This is a genomic window from Nonomuraea sp. NPDC050786 (assembly GCF_040654115.1).
Lineage (GTDB): Bacteria > Actinomycetota > Actinomycetes > Streptosporangiales > Streptosporangiaceae > Nonomuraea.
The window spans coordinates 94,174-109,345 of the sequence record NZ_JBFAHJ010000013.1 but is presented as its reverse complement, the minus strand read 5'-3'; the positions used below and the strand labels follow the sequence as shown (position 1 = coordinate 109,345).

Here is a 15,172-nt window from a genome sequence, read left to right as displayed (position 1 = left end):
GGGTCAGGGCTGGTCGAGCATGCGATGTGCGCGGGAGATCAGCGTCGGCACCGCGGAGCCGATGCGGTCGAATCCCTCCCCAACGGTCTTACCTTGCCGGAACCGGGCGTGGATACCCTCCACGATGACCGCGAGCTTGAAGTTTCCAAAAGCCACATAAAACCCAAGATCTGAAATATCCCGGCCCGACACCTTTGCGTAGTGGGCGGCGAACTCCGTTGAGTTCAAGAATCCCGGCGTCACCGTCACATCCCCCGCCACCGGAATTTCGGCCCGTTCGGAATCCCCCCGGTCGTGCCAGTACGTCAACGTGAGCCCCAGATCCGCCAGCGGATCGCCCAGCGTGGACATCTCCCAGTCCACCACGGCCGCGATCTCGGGAGAATCGCCGAGCTTGATCAGCGTGTTGTCCAGCCGGTAGTCCCCGTGCACCAGCGTGCTGTCGGACGAGGCGGGCAGCCGCTCCCGCAGCCGCTCCACGAGCCGGTCGTACTCGGGCAGGTCCGCTGTCTTCGACCGCTCCCACTGCTGCCCCCACCGGTCGAGCTGCCTGGCCAGGTACCCCTCGGGCCGCCCGAAGTCGCCCAGCCCCACCTCGCGGTAGTCCACCGCGTGGATGGCCGCCAGCACCTCGGCCAGCCGCTCCGACAATCGCCGCGTCCGCTCCGGCGAGGGCGAAGGAGAGCCCAGCTCCTCCCGGGTCCGTACGGCGACCCCCTCCACGTACCCCATGAGATAGAACGGCGCCCCGATGACGGACTCGTCCGCGCAGAAGGCGACCGGCGAGGGCACCGGGACGGGCGTGGGCGCGAGCGCCGAGATGACCCGCCACTCGCGCCGCATGTCGTGGGCGGTGGGCAGCACGTGACCGAGCGGCGGCCGGCGCAGCACCAGGCGGCGCTCGCGGGCCTCGACCAGGTACGTCAGGTTGGACCTGCCGCCCGAGATCAGCGAGACGGACAGCGGCTCGCCCGCGTCGGGCACGTGCCGGCCCATCCACGCGACCAGTGCGGGGCGGTCAATGCCAGGAACGGTCATGGACCAACAGTAGAACGTCACTCGGTGCCGAACGCCGGCCGGGAGTTCTGTAACGTTCCGGACCTGCGGCAATGACACTTCTAGTAATAGTCTTTACTCTGACCGTACAGGTCCCCCCTCAATATCGAAAAACAGTGGCATGCCAACGGTAGGAGCCCATGCGCGTCACCCTTGCCCTGCCCCGAGAGCTGGGACATTCCGAACTGGCCCGGTGGCGGGATCTACAGGAGGCGGACCCTTCGGTCGACAGCCCCTTCTTGTCGCCAGAATTCACCATTACGGTCGGCGAACTCCGAAATATGGTGCAAGTCGCCATTCTTTACGATGGTCCCGATATCGTGGGCTTCTTTCCTTTTGAGCGACATCCCATGGGCATCGGCAGACCGGTCGCCGCGGGACTGACCGACGCGCAGGGGCTGATCCGCGCCAAGGACCTCGAGATCGAGCCGCGCAGCCTGATCAGGGCCTGCGGGCTCGCGGTGTACGAGTTCGACCACCTGGTGGCCGGCCAGCCGCTGCTGAGCGCTCGGCACTCGCGGCACCCGTCGCCGGTCATCGACCTGCGCGGCGGCTACCACCACTACACGGAGGAGCTCAGGAAGCACTCCGGCAAGACGTACAAATCCACCCTGGCCAAGTCCCGCAAGCTCGAGCGCGAGGCCGGGACGGTCCGCCACGACTACGCCACCACCGACCTGGCGCCCCTCCACACGCTGCTCGGCTGGAAGACCGACCAGTACCGCCGCACGGGGCGCACCGACCGGTTCGCCCACCGCTGGATCGTGGAGCTGGTCGAGCGGCTGCTGGCGATCCGCTCCGAGAGCTTCGCCGGGGTGCTGGACATGGTGTACGTGGACGACCGGCCGATGGCCGGGCATTTCGGGCTGCGTACGCGTACGACGCTCGCCGGGTGGTTCCCCGCCTACGACCCCCATTTCGCTAAATACTCCCCCGGTCTCATCCACCACCTGGCGATGGCCGAGCAGGCCGCCAAGCACGGCATCCAGCTGATCGACATGGGCCGGGGCGAGAAGGAGTACAAGGACAAGCTGAAGACGGGCCAGCTCGAGGTGGCCGAGGGGCGCGTGGCCAGGATCGGCGCGGCGGCGGGCGTCCACTGGATGCTGCGGGTGCCGGTGCGCAAGACGCGCGCCACGGTGCTGGGCAACCCGTTGCTGCTCAGGACCGCCGACAAGGCGCTCAAGACGTACGGGCGGCTCCGTACCGTCCTGCAAGGGTGAGGCTCATCCGGGAGCGCACGGGCCGCCGCTGCCTGGCGCTCCCCTCCAACCGCCTCGGCCTCTACCTGGCGTTGCGCCACTGGTGCGAGCCGGGGCAGCGGTTGCTCATGTCGCCGGTCTCGGCCGACGAGATCCTGTTCCTGGTGCTCGCGGCCGGGCTGCGCCCGGTGATGGCGCCGCTCTCTCCCCGGGACGGCAACATCGACGTCTCCCGGGCCGACCTCGCCGCGGTGGACGCCGTACTGACGACCAATCTGTACGGCCTCCCCGACGACGCCCCCGCCCTGGCCGGAAAGGTGCTGATCGAGGATGTGGCGCACGCGATGGAGACGAGCATCGCCGGCCGGCCGCTGGGCACGTTCGGCCAGGCGGGAGTGTTCAGCCTGGCCAAGCATCCGGGCGCGGGCTCGGGCGGCGTCCTGGCCGTCGAGCACGAGTCCGACCTGCGTGCGCTCCGACGCGCCCGCGACGCCCTGCTGGCGCCCGGCTCGCTGCGGGCCGACCTGATCGGCGTGGCCACCTCGATGGCCCGCCAGGCGGCGCTCAGGCTCGACCGCGTACGCCCGGCGCTCCGGCTCATGCGCGCCCTCGGCATGCAGGAGGAGCGCGAGGGCTACCGCATCCCCCTGGATCCGGAGCTGTTGAAGCGGGCGCTCGAACAGGCCCCGGAGCTGCCGCCCTTCGACCCGTGGGTCCGCGCCGACCTGCCCGACTACCGCGCGCGCCGCGGCCCGGTGGCCCGCTGGTACCAGTCCAGACGCCTGGCCAAGGTGCCCGCGGACCGCCGGCGGCGGCTGGCGGGCGTCACGCGCCTGGCCGAGCTGCCCACGGTCGCCCCGGCCGTGCGCGACGACGTGCGCCGGCCGCTGTTCCGGGTGCCGCTCCTGGTGCGCGACCGCGACGCGGCCATCGCCGAGCTGGAGCGGCGTGGGGTGGCCACCGGCTACCTGTACGACCCGCCGTACGACGACTACGCCCCCGCCTTCACCGAGCCGTCCCCCGAGCCCGGCCCGGCGCGCTGGTGGGCGCGGCACGCGCTCCCGGTCGACCCGATGTACGCCGGCCGTGCCCTCCCCGTCCTGCGCCGCCTGGAGTCCCCTACGCAGGGTCCGCCCTGAGCCGCCCTTTGGACGGGGTTGTCAGCGTGGCCGGGTGGTGCGGATCAGGTCGGCCAGGATGCGGCAGCCGCGCCGGACCTCGGCGAGCGAGGCGGAGCCGTAGCCGATCACCAGGCCGTGCAGGTGGGCCCGGCCGTGGTGGTGGCGCGTGGTGGAGTCGAGCAGGACGCCGCGCTCGCCGGCCCGCGCGATCACCTCCGGCGCGACGGAGGCGGGCAGCTCGGCCAGGACGTGCAGCCCGGCCGTGTCGCCGCGCAGGCGGCAGACGGGCCCCAGGAGTTCGACGACCGCGGCGCGGCGGCGCGCGTACTCGAGGCGCATCCTGCGCAGGTGCCTGTCGAGGTCGCCGTGCTCCAGCAGGGTGATCACGGCCTGCTGTACGGGGCCGCTGGTCCGGTCGGCGACGCTGCGGCGCAGCCGGGCGATCGTGGCGACGAGCTCGGGGTCGCCGACGAGCCAGCCGACGCCCACGTCGGGCGCGAGGGTCTTGGACAGCGTGCCGAGCAGCACCACCCGGGAGGGGTCCAAGCCGTAGAGGGCGGGCAGCGGGGCCACGTCGTAGCGGAACTCGGCGTCGTAGTCGTCCTCGACGATGGTCGCGCCGGTGCTCCTGGCCCAGGCCAGCAGCCGCTCCCTGCGCGGGATCGGCAGCCGCCCGCCCAGGGGGTACTGGTGCGCGGGAGTGGTGTAGAGCACGCGCAGATCGCCGGGCAGCCCGTCCACGATCACGCCGTCCTCGTCCACGGGGCACGGCACCACCTCGGCGCCCCTGGCCGCGAAGACCGTCCGCGCCACGTGGTAGCCCGGGTCCTCGACGCCGGCCCGCGCGCCGCCGCCGAGCAGGGCCAGCGCGCACAGGTCGAGCCCGTTGCCGGTGCCCCTGGTGACCAGGATGTTCTCCGGGCCGACAGCCATGCCTCTGGCCCGTCTCAGGTGGTCGGCCAGCAGCTCCCTGAGCCGGGGCAGGCCGTACGGGTTGGGCGCGGCGCCGGGCGGCAGGTCGGCGGCCTTGCGCCAGGCCCGCCGCCACGCCGCCCGGTCGTAGTCGCGCACCCAGGGCTCGCCCGGCGTCAGGTCGATCGCGTCGGCCGGGGCCGGCGGCGGCGCGGGCACGTAGGTGCTCTCCCTGGGCTGCGGCCTGGTGACCTCCATGTCGGCCACGAACGTGCCGGAGCCGTGCCGCCCGTCCAGCCAGCCCTCCGCGTACAGCTGCTGGTACGCCTCCGTGATCACGGTCCTGCTCACCGCGAGCTGGGCCGCCAGGGAGCGCGTGGACGGCAGCCGCTCGCCGGGCGCGAGCGTGCCGTCCAGCATGGCGCGCCGCAGCCAGTCGGCGAGCTGGGCCGTCAGGGGCTCGTCCGAGTCGCGCGAGAGAGATATGGGCAGGTCAGCGTGGGTACGCACGGAAGTGGTCTCCGCGAAGGGCTCGATAGTGGCCATACAGGATAGGTCCACTTCGTGGTTACGGTCGAATCATGCTCTCCACCACTCCCCGCACCACGCTCGGCCGCGAGAAGCAGCGCGGCAGCACCGACAGGAACGATCTCTACGAGGTGCTCGACACCGGACTGATCTGCCACCTGGGCGTCGTCGTGAACGGTCATCCCATGGTCGTCCCCACGGGCTACGGCCGGATCGGCGAGACCCTCTACCTGCACGGCTCCACCGGGGCCACGTCGCTGCGCGCGGGCGACGGGAGCGACGTGTGCGTCACGGTCACGCACCTGGACGGCATCGTGCTGGCCCGCTCGATCTTCAACCACTCGGTCAACTACCGTTCGGCGATCATCTACGGGCCGGCCCGGCTGGTGACGGAGCCCGACGAGCGGATGGAGGGGCTGCGGGCCCTGTCCGAACAGCTCGCGCCCGGCCAGTGGGACTACGTCAGGCGGCCGTCGCGCAAGGAGCTCGCCGCCACGTCGGTGCTGGCGCTCTCGCTGGAGGAGGCGTCGGTCAAGATCAGGCGCGGCGCCCCCAAGGACGAGGAAGAGGACTACGACCTGCCCGTATGGGCCGGGGTGCTGCCCCTGGTCACCTCATGGGGCGAACCGGAGCCGGATCCGGTGCTCCCAGAAGGTATCAATGCGCCCGTTCACATCCTCCGTCGGGAGTAGTTCCATTAAGCAGGGCACCACCTGCTCCTGATGGGAGACGGCGATGGAGTGGAGCGCTCCCGGATATACCGAAGTCAAGCAGCTCGGTGCCGGCGCCAGCGGTCGGGTGGCGCTGGCCCGGCACGACGAGACCGGGGTCAAGGTCGCGATCAAGTACCTCTCCGAGGAGCTGCGGCGCGACCCCGACGCGCTGGCCAGGTTCCAGTCGGAGGCGCGGCTGCTGACCACGCTGCGCGACCCGAACATCGCCACGATGTGGGAGTACCTCCAGGACTCCGGTGGGGCCTGCATCGTGATGGAGCTGGTCAACGGCGTCTCGCTGCGGGCCCTGCTGCGCGAGAACGGCACGACCGAGCCGGAGGCGGCGCTGGCCGTGCTGAAGGGCTCGCTGCTCGGCCTGGCCAGGGCGCACGACCTCGGGCTGGTGCACAAGGACTACAAGCCGGAGAACGTGATCGTCAGGGACGACGGCGTCAGCAAGCTGGTCGACTTCGGGATCGCGGTGCGGCAGGGCACGGCCGCACATCCGGAGGGCACGCCGCCGTACATGGCGCCCGAGCTGTGGGAGGGACTGCCCGCCACGCCGGCGACCGACGTGTACGCGGCCACGGCCGTCTTCTTCGAGTGCCTGACCGGGCACCGGCCGTACCGGTCGACCGAGCCGAGCGTCCTCGGCTACCAGCACATTCACGCGCCCGTGCCCTTCCACGACGCGCCTGACCCGGTGCGCGAGCTGGTCAGGCGCGGGCTGGCCAAGGACCCCGCGCGGCGGCCGGTCAGCGCGCACGCGTTCGTGGCGGAGCTGGAGGCCACGGCCAGGGCGGCGTACGGCGAGGACTGGGAGGAGCGCGGCAAGCGGCGGCTGGCGGCGCTCGTGGCCCTGCTCGCGCTCCTGCTGCCCGCGCCGCGGACCTCCCCTCCCGAGGCGACGACCTCGCTGGCCAGGACGGTGTTCCGGAGCCTGCGCTCGAACACGACCCGCGTGGCCATGGGCGGGGCGCTGGCCGTGGCGGCCGCCGTGGCGGTGGTGGTGGTCGTGCTGGCCAACCGCCAGACGCCGATGCCCACCGAGCCCATCGGCGCTGCGGCGGCCGTGCCACCGTCGCAGGTCACGACGGAGCCGGCGACCGGTCCGCCGTCCGATCCATCTTCAGATCCGTCATCGGATCCGTCATTAGATCCATCGTCCGATCCGTCGTCCGAGCCGTCGTCCGCGCCGGAGAAGACGCCGGAGACGACTCCTTCGCCGGAAACGCCTCCCTCGCCCGGGACGCCCCCGAGCACGCGTAAGGCCGTCGTACCCGTCGAAAGCCCCGCGAAGACCCCGACCGGCCCCCCGACGGCCACCAAGCCGGTGAAGACCCCCAAACCCACCAAGAAGCCCACTCCGACGCCAACCCCCAAGCCGACGCCGACACCGACACCGACTCCCACGCCGACCCCGACCCCCACCCCCGCTCCGGCGACCGAGGTGCTCGGGGTGAGCGTGGGCGGTCTCACGGTGGACGAGGACGGGGTCGCCGCCGCCACAGTGACCGTGCGCGCCAGCGGCACCGCCGCCGTGGCCGCCACCGCGACCTGGACGGCTCCCGGCACGGACGGCCGCGTCCAGCGCCTGCGCCTGTCCGGCGCCAGGTCCTACACCCGCGCGCTCTCCTGGGACATGGGCGAGCGCCCGTGCGGCAGCACGGTCACGGTGACCGTCGCCACCTCCCCCGCGGCCCAGGGCGGCGCCAGGTCGGCCTCGCTCTCGGTGCCGCCCTGCCCGACGAGGGTGAGCGGCCTGCGCGTCTCGCTGAACCTTCCCGCCGCCCCTGGCCGTACCGCGGACGCCGTGGTCACGGTGGCCGCGACCGGCACCGGGGAGATCCCCGTCGAGGCCGAGTTCGCGGTGAACGGCGACCCGGTCGGCACCCGTACCGCGAGCCTGTCGGGCCGGACCTCCTACTCGCGCTCGTTCACGCACACCTTCAAGTCCCGGCCCTGCGGCGCGACGGTGTCGGTGCGGGTGTCCGCGGGCGGCAGGACCGCCGCCGCGCGGGCCTCGGCGCCCTGCCCGCCGCAGGTCGAGCGGGTGTCGATCGCCCGGGCCGGTCCGGGTGAGGGCGGGCTGGTCGCGACCGTCTCGGTGGCCACGTCGAACACCCAGCCGGTACGGCTCGTCGTGTCGTTCGCGGCGGGCGAGGGCGGGGGGTCGGAGTCGGTCACGTTGTCCGGCGCGACCTCGTACACCAGGACGTTGAGCCACTCCGTCAAGCTCCCGTGCGGCACCAAGTGGTCCGTGACGGCCTCCACCGATCCGGCGGCGGGCAGCGGGAGCGACAGCGCGGGCGGCGCGACGGAGGAGTGTCCCAAGCAGGAGGAGCCGAGCAGGACCCCGAGTCCCCGCTCGGACGACACCATCCGGTGAGATTTCTGACTTATATGCATTCCGGTAGCGGGAAAGCGGGTTCCTCTGGTTAAGCTACGCCGGTTGATGAGGGTGGGGGCCCGGAATACTCCAGAGGAGACCCGTTATGTACGGTGATGGGCGGTGGGGGGTCCCGGGCTATACCGAGGTCCGCCAGCTCGGCTCGGGGGCGACCGGTCGCGTGGTGCTGGCCAGGCGCGACCGCGACGGCGCCGAGGTGGCCATCAAGTACCTCAGTGACGAGCTGAAGTCCGACGTGGCGTTCGTCGCCCGGTTCCGGCACGAGGCCAGGCTGCTCGGCACGGTCCAGAGCAAGCACCACGCCCGGCTGATCGACTACGTCGAGACCGGCCAGGGCGCGGCGATCGTCATGGAGCTGATCAACGGGGTCTCGCTGCGCGAGATCCTCAGGTCCGAGGGCCCCACCGGGCCCGAGGCGGCGCTGACCGTGCTCAAGGGGTCGCTCCAAGGTCTGGCCTCGGCGCACGCGATCGGCGTCGTGCACCGCGACTTCAAGCCCGAGAACGTGATGGTGCAGGACGACGGCACCAGCAAGCTCGTGGACTTCGGCATCGCGGTCAGGGCGGGCGACGGCGTCAGCGTGGCGGGCACGCCGCCGTACATGGCGCCCGAGCAGTGGTCGGGCGGCCGCCCGGCGCCCGCGACCGACGTGTACGCGGCCACCGTCGTGTTCTTCGAATGCCTCACCGGTACCCGGCCCTTCCGCGCGTCCACCCTCGCGGCCCTGGCCCGCCAGCACCAGAGCGCGGCGCCGCCGGTGGAGGATGTGCCCGTGCCGCTCCGGGGCCTGATCGAGCGCGGCCTGGCCAAGGACCCGGCCGAGCGGCCGCGCTCCGCGGAGGCGTTCCTGGCCGAGCTCGAGGCTGTCGCGGCCGAGGGGTACGGACGCGACTGGGAGGAGCGCGGGCGACGCCGTCTCGCCACCCTCGCCGGCCTGCTGGTCCTGCTCTTCCCGAGCGAGCCGGCCGAACCCGCCCAGGCGCAGACCTCGCTGGCCGAGACCCGCTTCAGCGGCCCCTCCCGGATCCTCGGCAAGCTCTCCGCGAAGGTGGCCATCGCCGCGAGCGCGGCCGGCGTGCTGATCGTCGCGGCCGTGGTCCTCGTCAACGTCTCGATGGACGAGCCGGCGCTGCGGGCGCAGACCAGCACGGTCACGCCCACCACGGCCGCCCCCGCCACGATCGAGCCGACCGAGACGGAGGAGGAGGAACCGGCGCCCACGGCTGAGGAGACCACTCCGGAGGAGAGCACGCCGACGCCGACCACGACGTCCACGCAGAGCGCCGCGCCGCCTCCCGTCCGGCCGACCGCGAGCACGCGTCCCACCCGGACCCCCACGCCGCGGCCCACGCCCACCCCGGTCAGGACTCCGCCGACCAGGACCAAGAAGCCCACCTCGACGCCCACGCCGGACCAGCCTCAGGTCACCGGCACGGCGCAGGACCCTGAGGGCCAGCGGCCGCCGTCCTCGTCCGCTCCCGCTCCGGACCCCACCCCCACCACGGCGACGAGCCAGCCGAGCCAGACCCCGGGAGACCCCAGCCAGGGACCCCAGGAGGGCGGGAACACCGGAGGCGAGGCGCCGACGAAGGGCGAGCCGACAGGGGGTGGCGGAAGCGAGCCGACGCCGGAGCAGCCGCGGCTCGACCGCGCGGGCAGGGCTCAGGCCGCGTTCGTCGCCATCGGCCTGATGACGTCCGGCGCGGTTCCGGTCACACTTGCGGTGAAACGCCGTATGGCGGGACGGCACCGAAGGAAGCGCTAGGACGCGCCAGGGGGACGGCGATGAACAACCCTGCACACGATATCGCCGGATTCCGGCTCACCGAGCACACCTGGATGACCGAGGTCGGCAACTGGATCGACGCCATCTCACCCGATGGCCGCAGGGCGGGGGCGCTGCTGTTCGATCCGAGGGTCATCGGCCTGCCCGGCGTGCGCGAGCGCGTGGTCCACGCGGTCATGACCGACCAGCGGCTCGTCCTGGGCGGCCTGACCGGGCTGATCCCGGTGGCCGACGTGGTGGCGGCGGGCGACCAGGTGTGGCTGCTCACGGGGCAGGCGGTCAGCCCCACGCTCTCCGACCTGCTCGCCGCCGGGCCGATCGACCCGCCGGGGGCGGTGTCCGTGCTGCTGGAGACGGGACAGACCCTGCTCGCGCTGCACGCGGCCGGGGTCACCCACGGCTCGGTCCACCCGGGCACCGTCGTGATCACAGCGGAGGGCGCCGCGCTGCTGTCCGAGCGCGGCCTGTCCGACGCCATCCGCGGCCAGGCCTCCCCGCACGAGCGGGACGCGGCCGGCTGGGCGTCCCTGGCGCGCGGCCTGGCCGCCTCTCTCGGACAGGGCCGCTCGCGCCTCACCGAACTGCTGGAACGAGCCGCGGCCACGGCCGGCACCCTGGGCCTGGCCGCCGCCCGCGACCTGCTGACCGGTGAGGCGGCCGGCCGGGACGGCCTGGCTCAGGCCGCTCGGGGGAGGTCGGCGTTCGCGCAGGCTCGGGCGTACGCGCAGCCGCCCGCACTGCCGCCCAGGGACGAGGGCGACATCGTCACGCTGCTGCACGTCCCCGGCCGGAGCTCGGGGTCGGTGCAGTTCGGGCCGGGGATCGGCACGCAGGTGCAGCAGCCCGAGACCACCGCCGAGCGGATCTGGCGGTCCGGGCGCGACCAGGTGGCCACCGAGCACCGCCCCGGCGGCAGCAGGCCGGCCCGAGCCGTGCGGGCGCGGCGGCGACGCACGATCCTCTCCTCGGCCCTCTTCGCCGTCATCATGGCGGGGGCGATCCTGGCCTGGTTCTACGCGGGCGACTCGCCGGACCTGGCGGTCATGTCGATCGACGTGACCGCGCCGAAGAAGACCCAGGGCTGCGGCAAGGCCGTCCTGATCACCGGCACCGTGGTCACCAACGGGGCACCCGGCGAGATCACCTACGAATGGCGCAAGAACCTGGACAAGGAGGTCGTCAAGGGAACTCTGCGTACGAAGTCGGACCAGACGACGTACCAGGTGCCGTTCCGGTGGACGTTGCAGGGCAGGAGCAACGTCAAAGCCATCGCCACGCTGCGGATCCTGACGCCCGGTCCGGTGCGGACCGACAAGGCGAGCTTCACGTACAAGTGTTGATGCCGTCCCAGCAATGCATATCAATGCGGTTCTTACCTGAGAAGCCGCAGAAGACCCCATCTTTCAGCTTCAGGCGAGGATGAACGCGGCGCCCTTGGAGGGACGGCCCGCGTAGGCGGGAACAACCCTGAGGGCATAGCGCGGGCGCCAGGAGCGCAAGCCAGCCGGCGATGGGGTCGGGTGCTTGATGAACGTGGTGGCTTCCGTGGCCATGGACGGGTTGATAATGTGTTCGAGTCGCTAACCGTAGTGAATCAACCGCACAGGGTGGCCGAGGGTGAAGTTACGCTACAACTACCGGCTCTATCCCGACGCCGGCCAGCGTCAGATGCTGGCCAAGACGTTCGGCTGCGCGCGGGTGGTGTGGAATGACGCGCTCGCGGCGCGCAAGGCCGCCCGTAAGGCCGGTCGGCCGTTCATCGGGATGCCGAGATCCAGCGTGTGGTGTTGACGCAGGCGAAGAAGACGCCTGAGCGGGCCTGGCTGGCCGAGGTGTCGGCGGTGGTGTTGCAGCAGTCGGTCCGCGACCTCAACACCGCCTAGAGGAATTTCTTCGACTCGGTCTCGGGCCGACGCAAGGGCCCGAAGATGGGGTTGCCGGTGTTGAAGTCGCGGCATGATCGTCGCCAGTCGGCGCGGTTCAACGCCAACGCCTTCACGCTCACCGGGGAGGGGCGGCTGTATCTGGCGAAGATCGGCCAGGTGGAGGTGCGCTGGTCGCGGGGGTTGCCCGTGGCACCGTCCAGCGTGACGGTGATCAAGGATGCGGCGGGCCGTTACTTCGCCTCGTTCGTGATCGACGTCCTTGACGCCGATCAGCTTCTGCCTGAGGTCGGCACTGAGGTGGGCATCGATCTCGGGCTGATTCATTATGCCGTGCTGTCCACTGGCGAGAAGATCGCCAACCCGAAGTGGCTACGGCGGCGGGAGAAGAAGCTCGCCCGCCTGCAGCGGGAGTTGTCACGCAAGCAGAAGGGATCGAAGAACCGGGACAAGGCCCGGCTGAAGGTGGCCCGCCAGCACGCCAAGGTGGCCGACGCCCGCCGTGACTTCCTGCACCAGACGAGCACGTCGATCATCCGTGAGAACCAAACGGTATGCATCGAGACGCTGTCGGTGCGAGGCTTGGCGCGCAGCCGGCTGGCCAAGGCGGTGCACGAGGTGAGCTGGGGCACCTTCGCCCGGCTGCTGGCGGGCAAGGCCGGCCGCTACGGCCGGACACTCGTGAAGACCGGGCGATATTTCCCGTCATCGCAGTTCTGCCCCTGCTGCGGCTGGAAGACCGGGAAACTCCCGTTGGAGGTGCGCGGATGGGACTGCCCTTCCTGCGGGGAGCATCACGACCGTGACATCGCCGCGGCGATCAACATCTTGACCGAAGGCGTGCGCAGCATCGCCGCGACTGGTTCCACCGTGGCCGCCGGGCTGGCTGGACACGGCATAAACGACTGTGGAGGGCAGGTAAGACCAGGCGAGGCAACTCCGACCCTGGCACCGCCCGCAACCTACGCTGTTCAGGCGGCGTAGCAGAAGCAGTAAGAACCCTGCGGCGACGTGGGGGAGTCCCCAGCGTTCACGCCGGGGGAAGAAGTCAATAATCTGGCCGCATGACGCAGACCCCCGCAGGCTGGTACCCAGACCCCTACGGAGAGCCCCAGCTCCGCTGGTGGGACGGCAACCAGTGGACCGATGCCGTACACGCGCAGCAGCCGGGCCCAGGGCCGCAGCCCGGCTCGGGGCCACAGCCGCAGCCCCAGCAACCGGGCTCAGCCCCGCAGTTCCAGCAGCCGGGCACGGGGCCGCAATTCCAGGCCCAGCCCCAGCAGCCGGGCTCAGGGCCGCAATTCCAGGCCCAGCCCCAGCAGCCGGGCTCAGGGCCGCAGCCGCAGTCGGGTCCCGACTGGTCGGCGTCGCCCGCGAACCCCACGCTCCAGTACGGCCAGCCGACCTTCGGCCAGTCGGCCTACGGCCAGCCCGCGCCGACGGCCCAGTGGCCCGGCGGCCCGCTGCCGGGTCCCGGTTACGGCCCGCCGCCCAAGCAGAGCAATCCGCTGCCGTGGGTGTTCGGGGGGCTGGCCGCGCTGGTGGTGGTCGCGCTGGTGGTGGTGGCGGGCATCTTCTTCGTCAACCGGAGCAGCACGAACACCGCCTCGCCGACCCCGGAGGACACGTTCGAGCAGCAGCCGCCGCCCAGCAACGAGCTGCCGTCCAGCCCGCCGCCCTCCCAGGGCGCCATCGAGCTGCCGCAGCCGGTCGGCGGCCGCATCACCGACAAGCAGGCCGGCCTCTCCTTCGAGGTGCCCAAGGACTGGACGGTGCCCCCGGCCAACGAGGTCACCGGCACGGACCCGACCCAGCAGACGTGGTCGGGCGCGGTGCAGGCCACCGCGCAGGAGAAGTACGACGGCCAGGGCGACTGGGTCGGCAACGTCTACACGGGGCTGCTCAACGAGCTCTACCCCTACACCGGCGCATCGGGCCTGGGCGAGACGGCCAAGGCGGTCTTCGTCGACTTCTCCACCAGGTACTACCAGCTCGCCCACGAGACCAAGGTCGTGCAGGACAAGGCGATCAAGATCGGCGACAAGGACGCGTGGGTGCTGCAGTTCGAGCTCGACTTCACGAAGATCTCGGACGAGAAGGGCTACAAGTGGAAGAAGGAGAACGGCGCGATCGTGCTCATGGATCGCGGCCAGGGTGAGCGACCTGCCATCGTGTACGCGTCCGTACCCGACAATCTCGGCACCGACGTGCTCGGCAAGGTTCTCAGCTCGCTCAAGCCCGCCTGACCGGTGGCACTAGGCTGGTGGGGTAACAAGCGGGCGGATTGCTCCGAGCCGCTGGGCGAGGAGATCGAATGAGTGACTTGCTGGTCTGGATCGACTGTGAGATGACAGGGCTCGACCTGAGCCGCGACGCGCTTGTCGAGGTGGCGTGCGTCATCACCGACAGCGAGCTCAATCAGCTGGACGAGGGCGTCGACGTGGTCATCAAGCCGCCGCCGGAGTCGCTGGAGCAGATGTCCGACGTCGTGCGCGAGATGCACACGTCCTCGGGGCTGCTGCCCGAGCTGGGCGGCGGGGTGACGCTGGCGGAGGCCGAGTCGCTCGTGCTCGACTACATCCGCCGCCACATCCCCGAGCCGAAGAAGGCGCCGCTGTGCGGCAACTCCATCGGCACCGACCGCACGTTCATCTCGCGCGACATGCCCGAGGTCGACGGCTATCTGCACTACCGGATGATCGACGTCTCGTCGATCAAGGAGCTGGTCCGCCGCTGGTACCCGCGGGTCTACTTCGCCGCGCCGGAGAAGCAGGGCGGGCACCGGGCTCTGGCCGACATCACGGAGAGCATCAGGGAGCTGCGTTACTACCGCGCGGCGATCTTCGTGGCGCAGCCGGGGCCCGACTCCGCGACCGCGAGATCGCTGGCAGAGCGTGTCAGCGGCTAAAGGAGTGGCGTAAAGACTCCTGAACCCCGCTACACTTTTCCTGTGCCGCCACATGAGGGCGGCCCATGGTGGGCGTAGCTCAGTTGGCAGAGCGCCAGGTTGTGGTCCTGGATGTCGAGGGTTCAAGTCCCTTCGCTCACCCCATCGCCCAACGGCCGGTCCTTCGGGACCGGCCGTTGGCGTTTTCTCCCGACAATGGCCCCAAACCATGACAATGCGAGTTATGCTCGCTGTCTACCGCTAACGCCGGAGAGCACGGGGGCCATCGGCGATCTTGACCGTCTGCGCGCCCCCGGAGGCCGGATGAGAGTCGACGACGCAGCGTTCGATAGCGTATTTACGTCCTTGAGCAAACGCGAAGCCGAGGTCATGGACCTGATCGCGACCGGCCAGTCCAACGGCCAGATCGCGCAACGGCTCTTTCTCAGCGAGAAGACGGTCAAGAACCACGTCAATCGCATCTACGCCAAGCTAGGGGTGGACTCCCGGGTCACGGCCATCGGGCTGTGGCTGTCGCGGCAGGAGTAACACGGGGACGCACCGAACGGCGAAGCGACCCGCGCTCGAGGCGCGAGCCGCTCCTTTTGCCTGCCACCCCGACGGACACCCTGCTACCGCACCATCCCCACGCCACCGCACGCCCGCGCTCCCTG

General features: G+C 71.1%; 13 protein-coding genes and 1 tRNA gene. 12 read left to right on the top strand and 2 right to left on the bottom strand.

The genetic code is table 11. The annotated features are described in order from the left end of the window. Positions 1 to 3: 3 nt before the first annotated feature. Entirely contained in the window at positions 4 to 1,038 is a 1,035-nt protein-coding gene (locus AB0H84_RS24115; RefSeq protein ID WP_357608108.1) for a phosphotransferase family protein, read from the bottom strand. 368 nt (positions 1,039 to 1,406) lie between these two features. Here AB0H84_RS24115 and AB0H84_RS24110 point away from each other — a divergent pair, with 368 nt between their 5' ends. Then, positions 1,407 to 2,279: a GNAT family N-acetyltransferase gene (locus AB0H84_RS24110; protein WP_357608106.1), complete on the top strand. Its 873-nt coding sequence runs from the start codon at positions 1,407 to 1,409 to the stop codon at positions 2,277 to 2,279. Then, positions 2,276 to 3,397, top strand: coding sequence for a DegT/DnrJ/EryC1/StrS family aminotransferase (locus tag AB0H84_RS24105; protein ID WP_357608104.1), 1,122 nt, complete (start codon positions 2,276 to 2,278; stop codon positions 3,395 to 3,397). The genes AB0H84_RS24110 and AB0H84_RS24105 overlap by 4 nt, the downstream gene beginning before the upstream one ends. Before the next feature lie 21 nt (positions 3,398 to 3,418). Here AB0H84_RS24105 and AB0H84_RS24100 read toward each other — a convergent pair whose 3' ends face one another. After that, a complete protein-coding gene (locus AB0H84_RS24100) occupies positions 3,419 to 4,837 on the bottom strand; it encodes a PLP-dependent aminotransferase family protein (RefSeq protein WP_357608101.1) in 1,419 nt (472 codons plus the stop codon). A 35-nt stretch (positions 4,838 to 4,872) separates the two neighbouring features. Here AB0H84_RS24100 and AB0H84_RS24095 point away from each other — a divergent pair, with 35 nt between their 5' ends. The 10 genes from AB0H84_RS24095 to AB0H84_RS24050 all read left to right on the top strand — a co-directional run bounded on the left by AB0H84_RS24095 (position 4,873) and on the right by AB0H84_RS24050 (position 15,047). Next, positions 4,873 to 5,511 carry a pyridoxamine 5'-phosphate oxidase family protein gene (locus AB0H84_RS24095; protein ID WP_357608098.1) on the top strand — a complete coding sequence of 213 codons (639 nt, stop codon included), beginning with the start codon at positions 4,873 to 4,875 and terminating at the stop codon, positions 5,509 to 5,511. Positions 5,512 to 5,554: 43 nt separating this feature from the next. Next, positions 5,555 to 7,921, top strand: coding sequence for a serine/threonine-protein kinase (locus tag AB0H84_RS24090; RefSeq protein WP_357608096.1), 2,367 nt, complete (start codon positions 5,555 to 5,557; stop codon positions 7,919 to 7,921). Positions 7,922 to 8,027: 106 nt separating this feature from the next. Then, entirely contained in the window at positions 8,028 to 9,707 is a 1,680-nt protein-coding gene (locus AB0H84_RS24085; RefSeq protein ID WP_357608093.1) for a protein kinase, read from the top strand. Between the two features lie 20 nt (positions 9,708 to 9,727). Further along, on the top strand, positions 9,728 to 11,068 hold the full coding sequence (locus tag AB0H84_RS24080; RefSeq protein ID WP_357608090.1) for a hypothetical protein: 1,341 nt from the start codon (positions 9,728 to 9,730) through the stop codon (positions 11,066 to 11,068). A 277-nt stretch (positions 11,069 to 11,345) separates the two neighbouring features. Then, on the top strand, positions 11,346 to 11,519 hold the full coding sequence (locus AB0H84_RS24075) for a helix-turn-helix domain-containing protein (protein WP_357608087.1): 174 nt from the start codon (positions 11,346 to 11,348) through the stop codon (positions 11,517 to 11,519). 137 nt (positions 11,520 to 11,656) lie between these two features. Next, entirely contained in the window at positions 11,657 to 12,595 is a 939-nt protein-coding gene (locus AB0H84_RS24070; protein WP_357608085.1) for an RNA-guided endonuclease TnpB family protein, read from the top strand. A gap of 80 nt (positions 12,596 to 12,675) precedes the next feature. Then, a complete protein-coding gene (locus AB0H84_RS24065; protein ID WP_357608082.1) occupies positions 12,676 to 13,857 on the top strand; it encodes a DUF2510 domain-containing protein in 1,182 nt (393 codons plus the stop codon). Positions 13,858 to 13,925: 68 nt separating this feature from the next. Next, positions 13,926 to 14,519 carry an oligoribonuclease gene (gene orn, locus AB0H84_RS24060; protein ID WP_357608080.1) on the top strand — a complete coding sequence of 198 codons (594 nt, stop codon included), beginning with the start codon at positions 13,926 to 13,928 and terminating at the stop codon, positions 14,517 to 14,519. Positions 14,520 to 14,587: 68 nt separating this feature from the next. Beyond that, positions 14,588 to 14,663: transfer RNA gene (locus tag AB0H84_RS24055), tRNA-His, on the top strand. 201 nt (positions 14,664 to 14,864) lie between these two features. Continuing rightward, complete coding sequence (locus AB0H84_RS24050; RefSeq protein WP_357608077.1) at positions 14,865 to 15,047, top strand: LuxR C-terminal-related transcriptional regulator; 183 nt, start codon at positions 14,865 to 14,867, stop codon at positions 15,045 to 15,047. Positions 15,048 to 15,172 lie beyond the last annotated feature (125 nt).

Bases quoted from the DNA above. Each gene is read 5' to 3' on its own strand.
- AB0H84_RS24115 (WP_357608108.1), bottom strand. From the start codon at position 1,038: ATGACCGTTCCTGGCATTGACCGCCCCGCACTGGTCGCGTGGATGGGC.
- AB0H84_RS24110 (WP_357608106.1), top strand. From the start codon at position 1,407: ATGGGCATCGGCAGACCGGTCGCCGCGGGACTGACCGACGCGCAGGGG.
- AB0H84_RS24100 (WP_357608101.1), bottom strand. From the start codon at position 4,837: ATGGCCACTATCGAGCCCTTCGCGGAGACCACTTCCGTGCGTACCCAC.
- AB0H84_RS24095 (WP_357608098.1), top strand. From the start codon at position 4,873: ATGCTCTCCACCACTCCCCGCACCACGCTCGGCCGCGAGAAGCAGCGC.
- AB0H84_RS24090 (WP_357608096.1), top strand. From the start codon at position 5,555: ATGGAGTGGAGCGCTCCCGGATATACCGAAGTCAAGCAGCTCGGTGCC.
- AB0H84_RS24085 (WP_357608093.1), top strand. From the start codon at position 8,028: ATGTACGGTGATGGGCGGTGGGGGGTCCCGGGCTATACCGAGGTCCGC.
- AB0H84_RS24080 (WP_357608090.1), top strand. From the start codon at position 9,728: ATGAACAACCCTGCACACGATATCGCCGGATTCCGGCTCACCGAGCAC.
- AB0H84_RS24070 (WP_357608085.1), top strand. From the start codon at position 11,657: ATGGGGTTGCCGGTGTTGAAGTCGCGGCATGATCGTCGCCAGTCGGCG.
- AB0H84_RS24065 (WP_357608082.1), top strand. From the start codon at position 12,676: ATGACGCAGACCCCCGCAGGCTGGTACCCAGACCCCTACGGAGAGCCC.
- orn (WP_357608080.1), top strand. From the start codon at position 13,926: ATGAGTGACTTGCTGGTCTGGATCGACTGTGAGATGACAGGGCTCGAC.